Raw genomic sequence first — 16,181 nt, 5'->3', positions numbered from 1 at the left:
TGATCCGAAGATTCGAACATAGTTGCGCGAACTGTCTATAATTCCTTTCAGTTTCCCCCCGTTACTATCTTCACGCCCCGATAATTGGGGCTTTGGCCAGCCAGGCCCGGCATGATTCTCGCCCCCAGTCGCAGTCATGATCCGGGGGGTGTTGTCACCGGGCCTGGTGGGTGGCTGGTGATCGCTGATAGGGGTTTGGCCGGGATATCCCGACGCCGTCCGTAACGTGGATGCCGAGACTTGCCACCGTTGTTGCAGGCCAATCCGTTCACTCTGCTCAAACTTCGATGCAAGACACTCAACAACATGGCGCCGTCGATGTCTTTATCGGCGTCGATGTCGGTAAAGGCCAGCATCACGCCGTGGCACTCGATCGGAACGGTAAGCGCCTGTACAACAAGGCGCTACCCAACGACGAGGCCAAGCTACGCGCCCTCATCGCCGAACTCAAGACTCACGGCCGACTCCTGTTCGTCGTCGATCAGCCTTCCACCATCGGCGCGCTTCCTGTAGCCGTCGCCCGTGCTGAAGGCGTCCTCGTCGCCTATCTGCCGGGACTGGCCATGCGTCGCATCGCCGACCTACATGCAGGCGAAGCCAAGACCGATGCCCGCGATGCCGCGATTATTGCCGAGGCTGCCCGCTCGATGCCGCATACGCTGCGCTCGCTTCGATTGGCGGACGAGCAGCTCGCCGAACTCACCATGCTGTGCGGCTTCGACGACGATCTTGCCGACCAAGTCACTCAAACCAGCAACCGCATTCGCGGCTTGCTCACCCAGATTCATCCCGCTCTCGAACGCGTTCTTGGACCGCGCCTCGACCATCCAGCGGTGCTCGATCTGCTTGAGCGCTACCCGTCGCCCGCCGCGCTTGCCGCCGTCAGCGAGAAGACACTCGCCAATCGCCTGACCAAGCTCGCTCCTCGCATGGGCAAAGGCTTGGCGACCGAGATCGTTCAGGCACTGAGCGAACAAGCCGTGACCGTGCCCGGCACGCAAGCTGCCACCATCGTCATGCCTCGCTTGGCCCAGCAGCTTGCGGCCTTGCGTAAGCAACGCGACGAGGTCGCCGCCGAAGTTGAGCGGCTGGTGCTTGCGCACCCTCTTTGGCCGGTCCTGACCAGCATGCCGGGAGTCGGCGTCAGGACCGCCGCCAGACTCCTGACCGAAGTCGCCCACAAGGCCTTCGCTTCGGCCGCCCACTTGGCGGCCTACGCTGGTCTTGCCCCGGTCACCCGGCGCTCGGGCTCATCCATCCGTGGTGAGCATCCATCCAGACGCGGCAACAAAGTGCTCAAGCGCGCCTTGTTCCTATCCGCCTTCGCTGCCTTGCGAGATCCTGTCTCGCGGGCTTACTACGCGCGCAAGATCCAGCAGGGCAAGCGCCACAACCAAGCGCTCATCGCGCTGGCACGGCGACGCTGCGACGTCCTGTTCGCCATGCTGCGCGACGGCACCATTTACCAACCCAAGTCAGCCCCTAACGCTTGACGAAGGACATAGGGGCACCCCCCACAATAACGCCGAGACCAGCCATGCTACAAATGTCCCGGCGCCAGTTCCTGAAGGTGACGGCTACGTCGCTTGCCGGATCGAGTCTAGCCCTGATGGGCTTCTCTCCGTCCGAAGCGCTCGCCGAAGTCCGACAGTACAAGCTGGCGCGCACAGTCGAAACGCGCAACACCTGTCCTTACTGTTCAGTGGGTTGCGGCATCCTGATGTACAGCCTCGGAGACGGCGCGAAGAACGCCCAGCCGAGCATCATCCACATCGAAGGCGATCCCGATCATCCTGTCAATCGCGGCACGCTGTGCCCGAAGGGCGCGAGCCTGATCGACTTCATCCACAGCCCGAGCCGCCTGACGCACCCCGAGTATCGTGCGCCCGGCTCGGACAAGTGGGAACCGATCTCGTGGAATGACGCGCTCGACCGCATCGCGAAGCTGATGAAGGCCGACCGCGACGCGAACTTCGTCGAGACGGCGGAAGACGGTGCGAAGGTCAACCGCTGGCTGACCACCGGCATGCTGGCCGCATCGGCGGGCAGCAACGAGGTCGGCTACCTGACGCACAAGACCATCCGCAGTCTCGGGATGCTCGCATTCGACAATCAGGCGCGTGTCTGACATGGCCCGACGGTGGCAGGTCTTGCCCCGACGTTTGGCCGTGGAGCGATGACGAACCATTGGGTCGACATCAAGAACGCGGACGTGATTCTCGTGATGGGCGGCAATGCAGCCGAGGCCCATCCGTGCGGTTTCAAGTGGGTAACGGAGGCGAAGGCGCACCGCAAGGCGCGGCTGATCGTCGTCGACCCGCGCTTTACGCGTACGGCCTCGGTGGCCGACTACTACGCGCCGATCCGCACCGGCACCGACATCGTCTTCCTGGGCGGCGTCATCAACTATCTGCTGACGAACGACAAGATCCAGCATGAGTACGTGAAGAACTACACGGACTTCTCGTTCATCGTGCGCGAGGATTTCGCGTTCAACGACGGCATCTATTCCGGCTACGACGCCCAGAAGCACGCGTACCCGGACAAATCGAGCTGGGACTACGAGCGTGGCGACGACGGCTTCGCGAAGGTCGACCCGACGCTGCAGCATCCGCGTTGCGTGGTCAACCTGCTGAAGCAGCACTACGCGCGCTATACGCCGGACATGGTCCAGCGGGTCTGCGGCACGCCGAAGGAGAAATTCCTGAAGGTGTGCGAGATGCTCGCGACCACCGCCGTTCCCGGCCGCGCCGGCACGATCCTGTACGCGCTCGGCTGGACGCACCACTCGATCGGTGCGCAGATGATCCGCACCGGCGCGATGGTGCAGCTGCTGCTCGGCAACATCGGCATCGCCGGTGGCGGGATGAACGCGCTGCGCGGTCACTCGAACATCCAGGGGTTGACCGACCTCGGGCTGATGTCGAACCTGCTGCCGGGCTACATGACGCTGCCGATGCAGTCCGAGCAGGATTTCGACGGCTACATCAAGAAGCGCGTGCAGCAGCCGCTGCGGCCGAACCAGTTGAGCTACTGGAAGAACTACAAGGCCTTCCACGTGAGCTTCATGAAGTCCTGGTGGGGCGACGCGGCGACCGCCGAGAACAACTGGGGCTACGACTACCTGCCGAAGCTGGACAAGCAGTACGACCTGCTGCAGGTGATCGAGCTGATGAATGCCGGCAAGATGAACGGCTACATCTGCCAGGGCTTCAACCCGCTTGCGGCGTCGCCTTCGAAGGTGAAGACGGCAGCCGGCCTCGCGAAGCTGAAGTGGCTCGTGATCATGGATCCGCTCGCGACCGAGACCTCCGAGTTCTGGAAGCATCACGGCGACTACAACGACGTCGATGCATCGAAGATCCAGACCGAGGTGTTCCGCCTGCCGACCACGTGCTTTGCGGAGGAAAACGGTTCGCTCGTGAGTTCGAGCCGCGTGCTGCAATGGCACTGGAAGGGCGCGGAGCCGCCGGGCGAGGCGCGTAGCGACCTCGAGATCATGTCGGGGCTGTTCCTGCGCATGCGCAAGATGTACCAGACGGACGGCGGCAAGTATCCGGATCCGATCGTCAACCTGACCTGGCCGTACGCGAACCCGGAAAGCCCGACGCCCGAAGAGCTCGCGATGGAGTTCAACGGGCGTGCGCTCGCCGATCTGCCCGATCCGAAGGATCCGGCCAAGACGCTCGTGAAGAAGGGCGAGCAGCTGGCCGCGTTCGCGCAGCTGAAGGACGACGGCACGACCGCGAGCGGCTGCTGGATCTTCTGCGGGGCATGGACGCAGGCCGGCAACCAGATGGGGCGGCGCGACAACGCCGACCCGACCGGCATCGGCCAGACGCTGAACTGGGCGTGGGCGTGGCCGGCGAACCGGCGGATCCTGTACAACCGCGCGTCGTGCGACGTGAGCGGCAAGCCGTTCGACCCGACCCGCAAGCTGATCGGCTGGAACGGCAGCGCGTGGAAGGGCGCCGACATTCCGGACTTCAAGGCGGACGAACCACCCGAAAACGGGATGGGGCCGTTCATCATGAACCCGGAGGGCGTCGCACGCTTCTTCGCACGCGCGGGGATGAACGAAGGGCCGTTCCCCGAGCACTACGAGCCGTTCGAGACGCCGCTCGACGCGAACCCGCTGCACCCGAACAATCCGCAGGCGCTGAACAACCCGGCTGCCCGCGTGTTCCCGGACGACCGCGCGTCGTTCGGCAAGGTGGCGGACTTCCCGCACGTGGCGACGACGTACCGGCTGACCGAGCATTTCCACTACTGGACCAAGCATGCGCGGCTGAACGCGATCATCCAGCCCGAGCAATTCGTCGAGATCGGCGAAGACCTCGCGAAGGAAGTCGGCGTTGCGCATGGCGAGCGCGTGAAGGTGTCGTCCAAGCGCGGCTACATCGTCGCGGTCGCCCTCGTCACGAAGCGGATCAAGCCGCTGACGGTCGACGGCAAGAAGGTCCAGACGGTCGGCGTCCCGTTGCACTGGGGCTTCAAGGGTCTGACGAAGCCCGGCTATCTCGCCAATACCCTGACTCCGTCCGTAGGCGACGGCAACTCCTATACACCGGAATTCAAGTCGTTCCTGGTGAAGGTCGAAAAGGCGTAAGGGGGAAGAGATGGCATTGCAATCGCTGGATATCAAGCGCGTCTCGGCCACCACGACGCCACCGCCCACGGTGCGCGAACCGGTGACCGGGAGCGTCGCGAAGCTGATCGACGTATCGAAGTGCATCGGCTGCAAGGCATGCCAGACGGCATGCATGGAGTGGAACGACCTGCGCGACGAAGTCGGCACCAACGTCGGCGTGTACGACAACCCGGCCGACCTCTCCGAGCACTCGTGGACGGTCATGCGGTTCTCCGAATACGAGAACCCGGCGGGCGACCTCGAGTGGCTGATCCGCAAGGACGGCTGCATGCACTGCGAGGATCCGGGCTGCCTGAAGGCGTGTCCGTCGCCGGGCGCGATCGTGCAGTACAACAACGGGATCGTCGATTTCCACGAGGAGAACTGCATCGGTTGCGGCTATTGCGTGACCGGCTGCCCGTTCAACGTTCCGCGGATCTCGAAGAAGGATCATCGCGCGTACAAGTGCACGCTCTGTTCCGACCGCGTCGCGGTCGGCCAGGAACCGGCCTGCGTGAAGACCTGCCCGACGGGCGCGATCGTGTTCGGCACCAAGGAGGACATGAAGCAGCACGCGGCCGAGCGGATCGAGGACCTGAAGGAGCGCGGCTTCGAGCATGCGGGGCTGTACGACCCGCAGGGCGTCGGCGGCACGCACGTGATGTACGTGCTGCACCACGCGGACAAGCCGTCGCTGTACCACGGGCTGCCCGACAACCCGTCGATCAGCCCGATGGTGAAGCTGTGGAAGGGCATCGCGAAGCCGCTCGCGGTCGCCGGCATCGCGCTGACGGCGCTCGCCGGGTTCTTCCACTATGTCCGGGTCGGTCCGAACGAGGTGAGCGACGAAGAGGAATCGGCCGCGCGCGACGAGGCGCGACGCATCAAGGAGGACGCGAAATGAAGCACGACGACCCCAACCTGATCGTCCGCTACTCGGCGAACGAGCGCACGAACCACTGGATCACCGCGATCACGTTCGTGTTGCTCGCGCTGTCCGGGCTCGCGCTGTTCCATCCGTCGATGTTCTGGCTGACCGCGCTGTTCGGCGGCGGCCAGTGGACGCGGATCCTGCATCCGTTCGTCGGCCTCGTGATGTTCGTGTCGTTCGCGATCCTGGTGGTGCGCTTCTGGCACCACAACGCGCTCGACGCGGACGACCGGCAGTGGCTGAAGCAGATCGGCGACGTGCTGACCAACCAGGAAGACAAGCTGCCGCCTGTCGGGCGCTATAACGCCGGGCAGAAGCTGCTATTCTTTACGCTGGTGGCGTGCCTGCTGCTGCTCCTGCTGTCGGGAGTCGTGATCTGGAGGCGCTACTTCTCGTTCTACTTCCCGATCGGGGTGATCCGCGCGGCCGCTGTCGTGCATGCCGTGGCGGCCTTCGTGCTGATCGCGAGCATCATCGTGCACATTTACGCGGCGTTGTGGGTGAAGGGCTCGATCGGCGCGATGGTGCGTGGCACCGTCACGCTGGGCTGGGCTCGCAAGCATCACCCGAAGTGGTTCCGTGAAAGCGTGAAGTAACGCACCGGAGCGGGGCGGTACGCCGGTTGCGGCGTATCGTTCCGCCAACCGTCGGAATCGCCAGAAGCGCCGATTCGTCGGCGCTTGTTTTTTTGGAAGACATTTTTGTGACACAACGCATTCTCGAACCGACCGAGATCTCGGCACTCGATCATTCGGCCATCCCGCGCTTTCGCCTGCCGGAGCGCGCCACCGCGTTCTCGGCACGCGCCGCGCGGCTGCGCAAGCTGGCCGACCTGAACCCGATCAGCGGCTACCTGCGGCTGATGGCTACCGTCGCCGATGCGCAGCACGCGACGCTGCAAACGCTCGAACTGCCGCTGCCGTCGAAGGAAGCGATCGCGCTTGCGCAGCAGCATTCGATGCCGCTGGTGCCGGCGCTCGACGGCGAGCGCGACCCGCGCTGGCGCGCCGTGCTGTACGAACTGCTCGACCGCGTCGAAGGCGCCGGGCTCGTCAACCCGCAGCTCGCGAAGCTGCTCGACCGGCTGCGCCTGATGGCGCCCGCCGAACTCGACGCGCAAGCCGACGCGATCCTCGCGCTGCGCTTCGCCGAAGTCGACCCGGCCACCGCGCCGTTCCTGATGGCCGCGCTGCAGGTCGTCTGGACGGATCTCGCCAGCCGCGTTTCACCGGCCGACGTCCCGTATCTCGACCAGCCGGGCCTGTGCCCCGTGTGCGGCACGCACCCGGTCGCGAGCGTCGTGCGGGTCGGCGGCCAGTACCAGGGCTACCGCTTCCTGCAGTGCGGGCTGTGCACGACCGAGTGGCACATGGTGCGCACGAAGTGCTCGCACTGCGATTCGACGAAGGGCATCGCGTATCACGGGATCGAGGGCGGCAGCGAAGCCGTCAAGGCCGAATCGTGCGACGAGTGCAAGACCTATCGCAAGATCGGCTATCAGGAGAAGGACTACGAGTTCGAGCCGCTGGCGGACGATCTCGCGAGTCTCACGCTCGACCTGCTGATGAACGAGGCCGGCTACCAGCGCAGCTCGCCGAATCCGCTGCTGTGGCCGGACGTTCCGCGGGAAGCGGAATGACGGCACGGGGCCGGAGGCGGTGCGCGAGCGCCGGCTTCGGCCGACTGCGAAGCATGAGACTGGAGCCACTTCGACGTGACCGAACCGGGTTTGAATGAACTGAATGCCGTGCTGGCGCGCGTGCCGTCGGTCGAGCGCGTGCTGTCGTCGGCGCCGCTGCAACCGCTGCTCGCCGACTACGGCCGTACGCGCGTGCTGAACGCAGTGCGCGCCGAGCTCGAACGCTGGCGTATCGCCGCGCAGCGCGATCCGGCGGCGTCCGAGCCGCTCGACGAGCCGCATATCGCCGCGGCCGTCGCACGCACGCTGGCCGCGCAGAGCGCGGGCGCGGTGCGCACCGTGTTCAACCTGACCGGCACCGTGCTGCACACGAACCTCGGGCGCGCGCTGTTGCCCGACGACGCGGTGCGCGCGGTGGTCGACGTGCTCACGCGGCCGGTCAACCTCGAATTCGACCTTGCCACGGGCCGCCGCGGCGATCGCGACGACCTGATCGACGATCTGTTGTGCGAACTGACGGGCGCGGAAGCCGCGACCGTCGTCAACAACAACGCGGCAGCCGTGCTGCTGGCGCTGTCGGCGCTCGCGACGAAGCGGGAAGTCGTCGTGTCGCGCGGCGAGTTGGTCGAGATCGGCGGCGCATTCCGCATCCCCGACATCATGAGCCGCGCGGGCGCAAGGCTGCGCGAAGTCGGCACCACCAACCGCACCCATCTGCGCGACTACGCGGAGGCAATCGGCCCGCGCACCGCGCTGCTGATGAAGGTGCACTGCAGCAACTATGCGATCAGCGGCTTCACGAAGGAGACGACGCTCGCCGAACTCGCGCCGCTCGCGCGCGAGCACGGGCTGCCGGTCGCCGTCGATCTCGGCAGCGGCACGCTCGCCGACCTGTCGCAATGGGGCCTGCCGCACGAGACGACCGTGCAGGAAACCGTTGCCGCCGGCGCAAACGTTGTCACGTTCAGCGGCGACAAGCTGCTCGGCGGGCCGCAGGCCGGCCTGATCGTCGGCGATCGCGCGCTGATCGCGAAGATCAAGAAACATCCGCTCAAGCGTGCGCTGCGGGTCGGAAAGCTGACGCTCGCGGCGCTCGAACCCGTGCTGCGCCTCTACCAGTCACCCGAGTTCCTGCGCGACCGGCTCACGACGCTGCGCCTGCTGACGAGAGCGCAGCGCGAGATCGCCGAGGCCGCCGAACGCGTGCGCCCGGTGCTGCAGGCCGCGCTCGGCAGCGGTTTCGACGTGACGGTCGAGCCGATGTTCAGCCAGATCGGCAGCGGCGCGCTGCCGGTCGACCAGTTGCCGAGCGCCGGGCTCGTCGTACGCACGGCGGACGGCAAGCGCGGCGGCCGTGCGCTGGCGCAACTCGAGAAGCGGCTGCGCGAATGGCCGCGCCCGGTGATCGGCCGCGTGGCCGACAATGCGCTGCGGCTCGACCTGCGCTGCCTCGAAGCCGCCGACGAGGCGGTATTCGTCGCGCAATGCGTGCCGCTCGCGGGGCCCGCTGCATGATCGTCGGTACCGCCGGACACATCGATCACGGCAAGACGACGCTGGCGCGCGCGCTGACGGGCGTCGATACCGATCGCCTGAAGGAAGAGAAGGCGCGCGGCATCTCGATCGAGCTCGGTTACGCGTATACGCCGCTCGACAACGGCGACGTGCTCGGCCTGATCGACGTGCCGGGCCACGAGAAGCTGATTCATACGATGGCGGCCGGCGCGTGCGGGATCGACTTCGCGCTGCTCGTGATTGCCGCCGACGACGGCGTGATGCCGCAGACGCGCGAGCATCTCGCGATCCTGCAACTGCTCGGCGTCACGCATGGCGCCGTCGCGCTGACGAAGTGCGACCGCGTCGACGCCGCGCGCGTTGCCGAGGTGCGCGACGAAATCGCCACGTGGCTGCACGACTCGACGCTGGCCGGCGTGCCGATCTTCGAAACCCGGGCGACGGCCGCGGACGATCCGGGCGTCGCCGCGTTGAAGCGTCATCTGGCCGATGCGGCGATCGCGTGGCGTGGCCGCCGCGACGACGGGCTGTTCCGGCTCGCGGTCGATCGCGTGTTTACGCTCGCGGGGCAGGGCACCGTCGTGACGGGCACCGCGTTCGCGGGCCGCGTCGCGACCGGCGACATGCTCGCGATCGTGCGCACGGGCGGCGCGGCGCGCGTGCGCAGCATCCATGCGCAGAACCGGCCGGTCGAGGCCGGCCGCGCGGGCGAGCGTTGCGCACTGAATCTGGCCGGGGTCGACAAGGCCGACGTCGAGCGCGGCGATACCGTCGCCGATGCGCGGCTCGTCGCGACGTCGCCGCGTCTGGACGTCGAGCTGACGCTGCTCGCGGATGCGGGGCTCACGCTGACGCACTGGGCGCCGCTGCACGTGCATCTCGGCACGCTGCATCGCGTCGCGCACGTCGCGCTGCTCGATGGCGACACGCTTGCGCCTGGCCAGCGGATGCGCGTGCAACTGGTATTCGACGAGCCGGTGTTTGCGCTGCCGGGCGACCGGTTCATCGTCCGCAATCCGCAGGCGACGCGCACGGTCGGCGGCGGCCACGTGCTCGACCCGTTCGGGCCGGCGCGCAAGCGTCGTACGCCCCAGCGCCGCGCGTGGCTCGACGCGCTGGCCGAGTGGCTCGACGCAGGGCGCCTCGATGCGCTGCTCGCGCAGGCGCCGCTCGGCATCCCGCGCGCGATGCTCACGCACCTGACGGGTTTCGCGCCGAACGCGCTGGCGTTGCCGGATGACGCGCTGGCGATCGGGCAGCGCGACGCCGCGTCGAACGACGGCGCGGTGATTGCACATGCGCACTGGCGTGCGCTGCAGACGCGGGCGATCGAGACGCTGCGCACGTATCACGAGCGCATGCCCGACGAGCAGGGGCTCGACGCCGCGCGCTTGCGGCGGATGGCTGCGCCGCTCGCCGGCGATGCGCTGTGGCGCGCGCTCGTCGATGCGCTGGTGGCGGGCGGCGAAGTCGCGCGAAGCGGGCCGTGGCTGCATCTGCCATCGCACTCGGTGAGTCTCGAGCCGCGAGAGGAGGCGCTGGCGCAGCAACTGCTGCCGCTGATTCATGCGGGGCGCTTCGATCCGCCGTGGGTGCGCGACCTGGCCCGCGACACGGGCGCGGCCGAGGACGCGGTGCGTACCTTGCTGCGCAAGCTCGCACGGCGCGGTGACGTGCAGCAGGTCGTGCGCGACCTGTTTTATCACGCGGACGTCGTGCGCGAGCTTGCGGAGCTGGTCGCGCATCTCGCGCCGTCGCGCGACGGCGGGCTCGATGCCGCGACGTTTCGCGATGCGACGGGGCTCGGCCGCAAGCGCGCGATCCAGATTCTCGAGTTCTTCGATCGGGTTGGGTATACTCGCTTCCACCGCGATCTTCACTTCCTGCGGCCTGACAGCGGTTGGGCGGGTATTCAGGCGTAGGCGCTCGTTGTTCTTTGGGTTCTTTTCCTCACGGAAGGCATTCGTATCCGGTGGTACGGCCGGGCTTCAAACCCGGTTGGGGGTGTCAGACACTCCCGGGTAGGTTCGACTCCTGCTGCCTTCCGCCATCAGCCATCCCCGGTGGGGATTAAAATGGCTCGAATGGGTCGAAATGGGTGATTTCATGGATTCGTCCGTACCGCTTCTGCTGGAAGCCGTCGATGCCGACAAGGCAAAGCTGGACGCAGCGCGTCCGCTTCCGCCGCATACGCTGGCGTCATTGCGCGAAAAGCTGATGCTGGAGTGGACCTATCATTCGAATGCGATCGAAGGCAACACGCTGACCTTGCGGGAAACGAAGGTCGTGCTGGAAGGCATTACGGTCGGCGGCAAATCGCTGCGCGAGCATTTCGAAGCCACGAATCATCGCGACGCGATTCTCTATGTCGAGGAAATCGTCCGCAAGCAGGAAACGCTGTCAGAGTGGCAGATCCGGAATATTCACGGGCTGGTACTCAAGGGTATCGACGACGGCGAGGCGGGCAGGTATCGCCGGGAGAACGTCGTGATCGCTGGAGCAAGCACGACGCCACCGGATTTCCTGCATTTGCCGGCCGAGATGGCCGCGCTCATGGATTGGGACACGCAGGCGGGGGCGATGCATCCCGTGGCACGTGCGGCCGAACTGCATACGCGGTTCGTCAAGATCCATCCGTTTGTCGACGGCAATGGAAGAACCGGGCGGTTGCTGCTGAACTTCGAACTGATGAAGTCCGGCTACCCGCCGGCCGTCATTTGCAAGGAAGATCGGCTGGCTTACTACGATACGCTGGACGAAGCGTGCACAACTGGCGACTACAGCGGCATTACTCGCCTCGTGGCCGAGTCCGTCCAGCGCTCGCTCGATGCCTACCTCGGCGTGCTTGGATTGCGCACGTAGGCGAGCAATCCCGAACGCCTGTCGGAATGGCCCGATCACTGGGGCGTCCCGTCTCGACCGGTTACTTCGATTCCTGCTGCCTTCCGCCACGCGGTGTTTTTGCGATTCGGCTCGTGCGTGCGGGGGAATCGCGATTGCCCATATCGAGAGCACTTCATTCACCTCGACTTCAACGAAGCGCACCTTGTCATGCGGCGTCTCCGGACGAGTCGCCGAATCTGACTCCACGATTGCCGGAACCGCCTGCATCGGGCGCGATTCGCTTCCCATCACATTGGAATCGGGCCGGGATCCCGACTCAACGCGCGCCGATCAGCGGAACGCACCCCGTACCAACCGCCAACCGGATTGCTTTCAATCGTCGGAATCGACGTCGTCATTCTGTCATTCGAGAATGGGAGTTGCTCTTTTGTTTTTAATGGGCAAAATAATAAACAAAAATAGGAATTCACTAATGAAATAGAATTCCGATGCATGCACGGTCGACCGATTCAATCAGTGATATCAATCATCATGCGAAATCGAGTGGCGGGCGTATGATGCATCGTCCCGATCGCCCTGAATTCAAATAGCCGGCACACGGCTGCCGCGACCATCTCGCAGCCGGGAATAATCAAAAAAAGTCGTTTTATAACGGGCGACCCGGAAATGACGAAGCAGTCTCAAGCGCATCCGCCTTGGCATGTCGCGTGCATCAGGAGAGATGTCCGGTCGCCAGTGAGTTTGTCGTGAATAGTCGAAGGAGACCGCCGCGCCCGTGACAAAGAAGGGGATGCCCTTTCAATTGTCGACGGGGATCCATCTTGAAACTCACCGCACGCGAGACGGTCGTGTTGGGCTTGATCGCGCAAGGCCTGACCGACCGTGAAATTGCGGTCGTACTGGCCGTTTCCGTATATACCGCGCGCAAGCATCGCGAAAATCTCCTCAATAAATTCGGCTTCAAGAAATCAGCGCAACTGACCATGCGCTATTTCATTCTTTTTCCTGACGTGCTCAAAAAAACGGTATCCAGCGTCGTCCGGATCCGTTCTCGTCGCGCGAACGCGAGATCCTGAACCTGCTCGCCGCCGGCATGAGCGACAAGCAGGTCGCCCGCGCGCTCGGCATCAGCGACCAGACCGTCCGCAAGCATCGCGCACATCTTCTCCGCAAGACCGCCTCGCCCAACATCTGTGCGCTCCTCCATACGGCCGTGTGTTCCGGCTGGCTCACGGACCCATTTCCCGTTGCGATGCCCGACTCGCCGTAGCGAGATGCATACCGCATTTGCCGTATGGAACCGGCAGGACCCGACTCGCAGAATCGACTTGCCGATTCGTCCGATGTTTCCGTCGACCCATGCGTAGCGGGCCGATGGAGGCGTCGCCGGCCGGCATGTCGACGGTGCACGCGACGCAGGGCCTGCGGCGCGTGTGCCGATAGTTTCCTCTTCATCAAGGACTCGAAAATGACTCATGTACACCATGCATTGCCGGGGGTACCGCTCGCTGTTTCGGGACACGTTCCGGCTTACGCGACGACGGTTGCGCAAGGGGAGTTCGCGCCGCAGGGCATCGGCGGCGCGGTCATCGGTACCGCTGCGCCGGTACTCGGCGAATTGCTCGGCCGGCTCGGCGGGCTGCTGCCGTTCGTCGCGCAACCGCAGGCGGCGTTCGCCCCGCAAGGCGTGTTCGGCGACATCCTGAAATCGGTCGCACCGACGGTGGGCACGGTCGCTGGCCAAGTGGGCGGGCTGCTGCCGTTCTCGGCGCAGCCGCAGGCAGCGTTCGCTCCGCAGGGCATCGGCGGCGCGGTTATCGGTACCGCTGCGCCGGTGCTCGGCGAATTGCTCGGCCGGCTCGGCGGGCTGCTGCCGTTCTCGGCGCAACCGCAAGCGGCGTTTGCACCGCAAGGTGTGTTCGGCGACATCCTGAAATCGGTCGCACCGACGGTCGGTACGGTCGCCGGGCAACTGGGTGGCCTGCTGCCGTTCGCGGCCCAGCCGCAGGCGACGTTCGCGCCGCAAGGCATCGGCGGCGCGGTCATCGGTACCGCTGCGCCGGTACTCGGCGAATTGCTCGGCCGGCTCGGCGGGCTGCTGCCGTTCTCGGCTCATCCGCAGGCGGCGTTCGCGCCGCAAGGCGTGTTCGGCGACATCCTGAAGTCGGTCGCGCCGACGGTTGGCACGGTCGCCGGCCAATTGGGCGGGGTGCTGCCGTTCTCGGCTCATCCGCAAGCGGCGTTCGCCCCACAAGGTGTGTTCGGCGACATCCTGAAGTCGGTCGCGCCGACGGTTGGCACGGTCGCCGGGCAACTGGGTGGCCTGCTGCCGTTCTCGGCTCATCCGCAAGCGGCGTTCGCCCCGCAAGGCGTGTTCGGCGACATCCTGAAGTCGGTCGCGCCGACGGTTGGCACGGTCGCCGGGCAACTGGGTGGCCTGCTGCCGTTCTCGGCTCATCCGCAGGCGGCGTTCGCCCCGCAAGGCGTGTTCGGCGACATCCTGAAGTCGGTCGCACCCACCGTCGGCACGGTCGCCGGGCAACTGGGCGGGCTGCTGCCGTTCTCGGCCCAGCCCCAGGCGGTATTCGCGCCGCAGGGTATCGGCGGCGCGGTCATCGGTACCGCCGCCCCGGTGCTGGGCGAATTGCTCGGCCGGCTCGGCGGCCTGCTGCCGTTCTCCGTGATGCCCACCCAGCCGTCATTCCACTGACCTGTCGCAACGACAGACCTGCGCCACCCTGCGGTTCCCGCGGGGGCGCACTCGGCGGACGCCCGTCGCGCAACGATCCGGTCGTTTCGGGATGCGCGTCCGTCGCTTGCGACCGACTGACCCATGGCGTGCCTCGAGTGTCGCGCCGCGAAGGAGATTGCGATGGACAAGGACAAGAAGCCAACCGCCGCGAAGGCGGCAGCCGTGCCGGCGGACGGTGTCGCCGCCGCACCGGATGTCGTGCCGCCCGATTCGGCCGACGATGCGGTTCATGTGACGAGCGGCAAGCGCCAGTATCTGATTGCGCCGCGGCGCGGCGCGCTCGCTCGCCAGGCCGCAGTGACGCCGATGTCGGCACACGACCTCGACAATGCGGTCGGCCGGCTGCCCGGCGTCGAAGTCGTGCGTGTGATCAACAGCCACAAGAACGCGCAGATGATGTCCGCGCGGCCGGACGAAGCGACCGACACGTACATCGTCAAGATGGACCCCGCGCACGCGCAGCTGCTGCAGGCGACGGCGCCGCCGGAAATGATCGTCGAGGAAGACCATCCGCTCGGCTACGGGAAAAAGCCGGAACAGGAATCCGGCGTCGAGCTTCGTCCGCAGGCGGCAATCGCGTCGACGATCCTGCGCCCGGTGACGATCCGCGTGCTGGGCGCGGACGATCAACCCCAGCCCGGCGTTCCGGTGACGCTCGCGGGCGACGGCTTCCCGGTGAGCGGCACCACCGACGCGCGAGGCGAAACGACACTGGCCGTCGCGCAGATGGCGCCCGGTCCGCTCCAGTCGCTGGCAGTGCGGCCGGCCCACACGTACTGGAATGTCCACCTGTCGGCGCCGCTGCTGTCGAGCGATCAGGCGAATGTGGTGCGCCTTACGCCGTTGTCGCAGCCGAACCCGAACGTGCCGCCGCATGCCCCCTTCGGGTGGGGGCAGCGCCTGATGGGCCTCGACGAGCTTCCCGCCACGACGACGGGGCGGGGCGTCCGCGTCGCGATCGTGGATTCGGGGGCGGACGCGTCGCATCCGCTGCTGAACCATATCGTGCGCGGTGCCGATCTGACCAACGATCAGAACCCGGATACCTGGAAGGACGACGTGATCGGCCACGGATCGCATTGCGCGGGCGTGATCGCCGCGCGCATCAGTCCGCAGGCCGCCGACGCGCAGATGGCGATGCGCGGCTTCGCGCCCGATGCGGAGATTCACGTGCTGAAGATCTTCCCCGGCGGCCAGTTCAGTACGCTGATCCAGGCGCTCGACTATTGCATCGATCACGACATCGACGTCGTGAACCTGAGCCTCGGCGCGCCGCAGGCGTCGCTCGCCGTCGAGCAGAAGCTGATGGAGGCCGTGCAATCCGGCGTCGCATGCATCGTCGCGGCCGGCAATTCGGGCGGCCCGGTCCAGTACCCGGCGTCGTCGCCGTACGTGCTCGCGGTGTCGGCGCTGGGTCTGCATCGCGAGTTGCCGGTCAACACGTGGGAGCAGACGCAAATCGTCGCGCAGGCTGCGACGCCTGACGGTCTCTTCTCGCCGACGTTCTCGTGCCACGGTCCTCAGATCGGCGTGTGCGGGCCGGGAGTGGGCGTCGTATCGACGGTGCCGGGCGCGGCGTTCAATGCCGAATCCGGCACGTCGATGGCGGCGCCGCACATCACGGGGCTCGCGGCGCTGCTGGTGAGCGATCCGCAGATCGCCGGCCATCTCGGGCCGCGCCGGCCGGAACGCGTCGCCGCGCTGTTTCAGCTGATCCGGATGATCTGCACGCCGATCGTGCAGTACGACGTCACGAACCGCTTCGGCGCTGGCCTGCCGCGCTTCCAGAACCTTCGCCAGCTGTTGCAGCAAGCGGGCCGCTGACGGCGCGCGTGCCGCGCCGGCCGCCGGCCGATTCCGTCGGCCGGCG

12 protein-coding genes and 1 tRNA gene are annotated in these 16,181 nt (G+C 66.2%); all 13 read left to right on the top strand.

Going from position 1 to position 16,181, the window contains the following annotated elements; all coding sequences use genetic code 11:
- Positions 1 to 287 precede the first annotated feature (287 nt).
- The 13 genes from G3N64_RS01780 (at position 288) to G3N64_RS01720 (ending at position 16,135) form a co-directional block, all read left to right on the top strand.
- Positions 288 to 1,493: an IS110 family transposase gene (locus G3N64_RS01780; RefSeq protein WP_205782058.1), complete on the top strand. Its 1,206-nt coding sequence runs from the start codon at positions 288 to 290 to the stop codon at positions 1,491 to 1,493.
- A 44-nt stretch (positions 1,494 to 1,537) separates the two neighbouring features.
- Positions 1,538 to 4,609: a formate dehydrogenase-N subunit alpha gene (gene fdnG / locus G3N64_RS01775; protein WP_205782057.1), complete on the top strand. Its 3,072-nt coding sequence runs from the start codon at positions 1,538 to 1,540 to the stop codon at positions 4,607 to 4,609.
- A gap of 10 nt (positions 4,610 to 4,619) precedes the next feature.
- Positions 4,620 to 5,534 carry a formate dehydrogenase subunit beta gene (fdxH, locus tag G3N64_RS01770; RefSeq protein ID WP_034198330.1) on the top strand — a complete coding sequence of 305 codons (915 nt, stop codon included), beginning with the start codon at positions 4,620 to 4,622 and terminating at the stop codon, positions 5,532 to 5,534.
- Positions 5,531 to 6,157 (top strand): formate dehydrogenase subunit gamma, encoded by a 627-nt coding sequence (locus G3N64_RS01765; RefSeq protein WP_039370262.1) that lies wholly within the window; start codon positions 5,531 to 5,533, stop codon positions 6,155 to 6,157. The genes fdxH and G3N64_RS01765 overlap by 4 nt, the downstream gene beginning before the upstream one ends.
- A gap of 107 nt (positions 6,158 to 6,264) precedes the next feature.
- Positions 6,265 to 7,200: a formate dehydrogenase accessory protein FdhE gene (gene fdhE / locus G3N64_RS01760; protein ID WP_205782056.1), complete on the top strand. Its 936-nt coding sequence runs from the start codon at positions 6,265 to 6,267 to the stop codon at positions 7,198 to 7,200.
- A 75-nt stretch (positions 7,201 to 7,275) separates the two neighbouring features.
- The gene (gene selA, locus G3N64_RS01755; RefSeq protein WP_205782055.1) at positions 7,276 to 8,715 is read left to right on the top strand and encodes an L-seryl-tRNA(Sec) selenium transferase; all 1,440 of its coding nucleotides are present in this window, start codon (positions 7,276 to 7,278) and stop codon (positions 8,713 to 8,715) included.
- A complete protein-coding gene (selB, locus tag G3N64_RS01750; RefSeq protein ID WP_205782054.1) occupies positions 8,712 to 10,637 on the top strand; it encodes a selenocysteine-specific translation elongation factor in 1,926 nt (641 codons plus the stop codon). The genes selA and selB overlap by 4 nt, the downstream gene beginning before the upstream one ends.
- Positions 10,638 to 10,669: 32 nt before the next feature.
- Positions 10,670 to 10,765: transfer RNA gene (locus G3N64_RS01745), tRNA-Sec, on the top strand.
- Between the two features lie 77 nt (positions 10,766 to 10,842).
- Positions 10,843 to 11,577: a Fic family protein gene (locus G3N64_RS01740; protein WP_346778795.1), complete on the top strand. Its 735-nt coding sequence runs from the start codon at positions 10,843 to 10,845 to the stop codon at positions 11,575 to 11,577.
- Positions 11,578 to 12,380: 803 nt separating this feature from the next.
- Entirely contained in the window at positions 12,381 to 12,635 is a 255-nt protein-coding gene (locus tag G3N64_RS01735) for a LuxR C-terminal-related transcriptional regulator (protein ID WP_205782053.1), read from the top strand.
- 17 nt (positions 12,636 to 12,652) lie between these two features.
- A complete protein-coding gene (locus G3N64_RS01730; RefSeq protein WP_241020723.1) occupies positions 12,653 to 12,829 on the top strand; it encodes a LuxR C-terminal-related transcriptional regulator in 177 nt (58 codons plus the stop codon).
- A gap of 198 nt (positions 12,830 to 13,027) precedes the next feature.
- On the top strand, positions 13,028 to 14,269 hold the full coding sequence (locus G3N64_RS01725; RefSeq protein ID WP_205782052.1) for a hypothetical protein: 1,242 nt from the start codon (positions 13,028 to 13,030) through the stop codon (positions 14,267 to 14,269).
- 162 nt (positions 14,270 to 14,431) lie between these two features.
- On the top strand, positions 14,432 to 16,135 hold the full coding sequence (locus tag G3N64_RS01720) for a S8 family serine peptidase (RefSeq protein ID WP_205782051.1): 1,704 nt from the start codon (positions 14,432 to 14,434) through the stop codon (positions 16,133 to 16,135).
- The last annotated feature ends 46 nt before the right edge of the window (positions 16,136 to 16,181 follow it).

Source organism: Burkholderia sp. Ac-20344 (assembly GCF_017104975.1).
Taxonomy (GTDB): domain Bacteria; phylum Pseudomonadota; class Gammaproteobacteria; order Burkholderiales; family Burkholderiaceae; genus Burkholderia.
The sequence above is the reverse complement of the archived record's forward strand: the minus strand, read 5'-3'. Positions and strand labels throughout refer to the sequence as shown.

Bases quoted from the DNA above. Each gene is read 5' to 3' on its own strand.
- G3N64_RS01780 (WP_205782058.1), top strand. From the start codon at position 288: ATGCAAGACACTCAACAACATGGCGCCGTCGATGTCTTTATCGGCGTC.
- fdxH (WP_034198330.1), top strand. From the start codon at position 4,620: ATGGCATTGCAATCGCTGGATATCAAGCGCGTCTCGGCCACCACGACG.
- G3N64_RS01765 (WP_039370262.1), top strand. From the start codon at position 5,531: ATGAAGCACGACGACCCCAACCTGATCGTCCGCTACTCGGCGAACGAG.
- selB (WP_205782054.1), top strand. From the start codon at position 8,712: ATGATCGTCGGTACCGCCGGACACATCGATCACGGCAAGACGACGCTG.
- G3N64_RS01730 (WP_241020723.1), top strand. From the start codon at position 12,653: ATGAGCGACAAGCAGGTCGCCCGCGCGCTCGGCATCAGCGACCAGACC.
- G3N64_RS01725 (WP_205782052.1), top strand. From the start codon at position 13,028: ATGACTCATGTACACCATGCATTGCCGGGGGTACCGCTCGCTGTTTCG.
- G3N64_RS01720 (WP_205782051.1), top strand. From the start codon at position 14,432: ATGGACAAGGACAAGAAGCCAACCGCCGCGAAGGCGGCAGCCGTGCCG.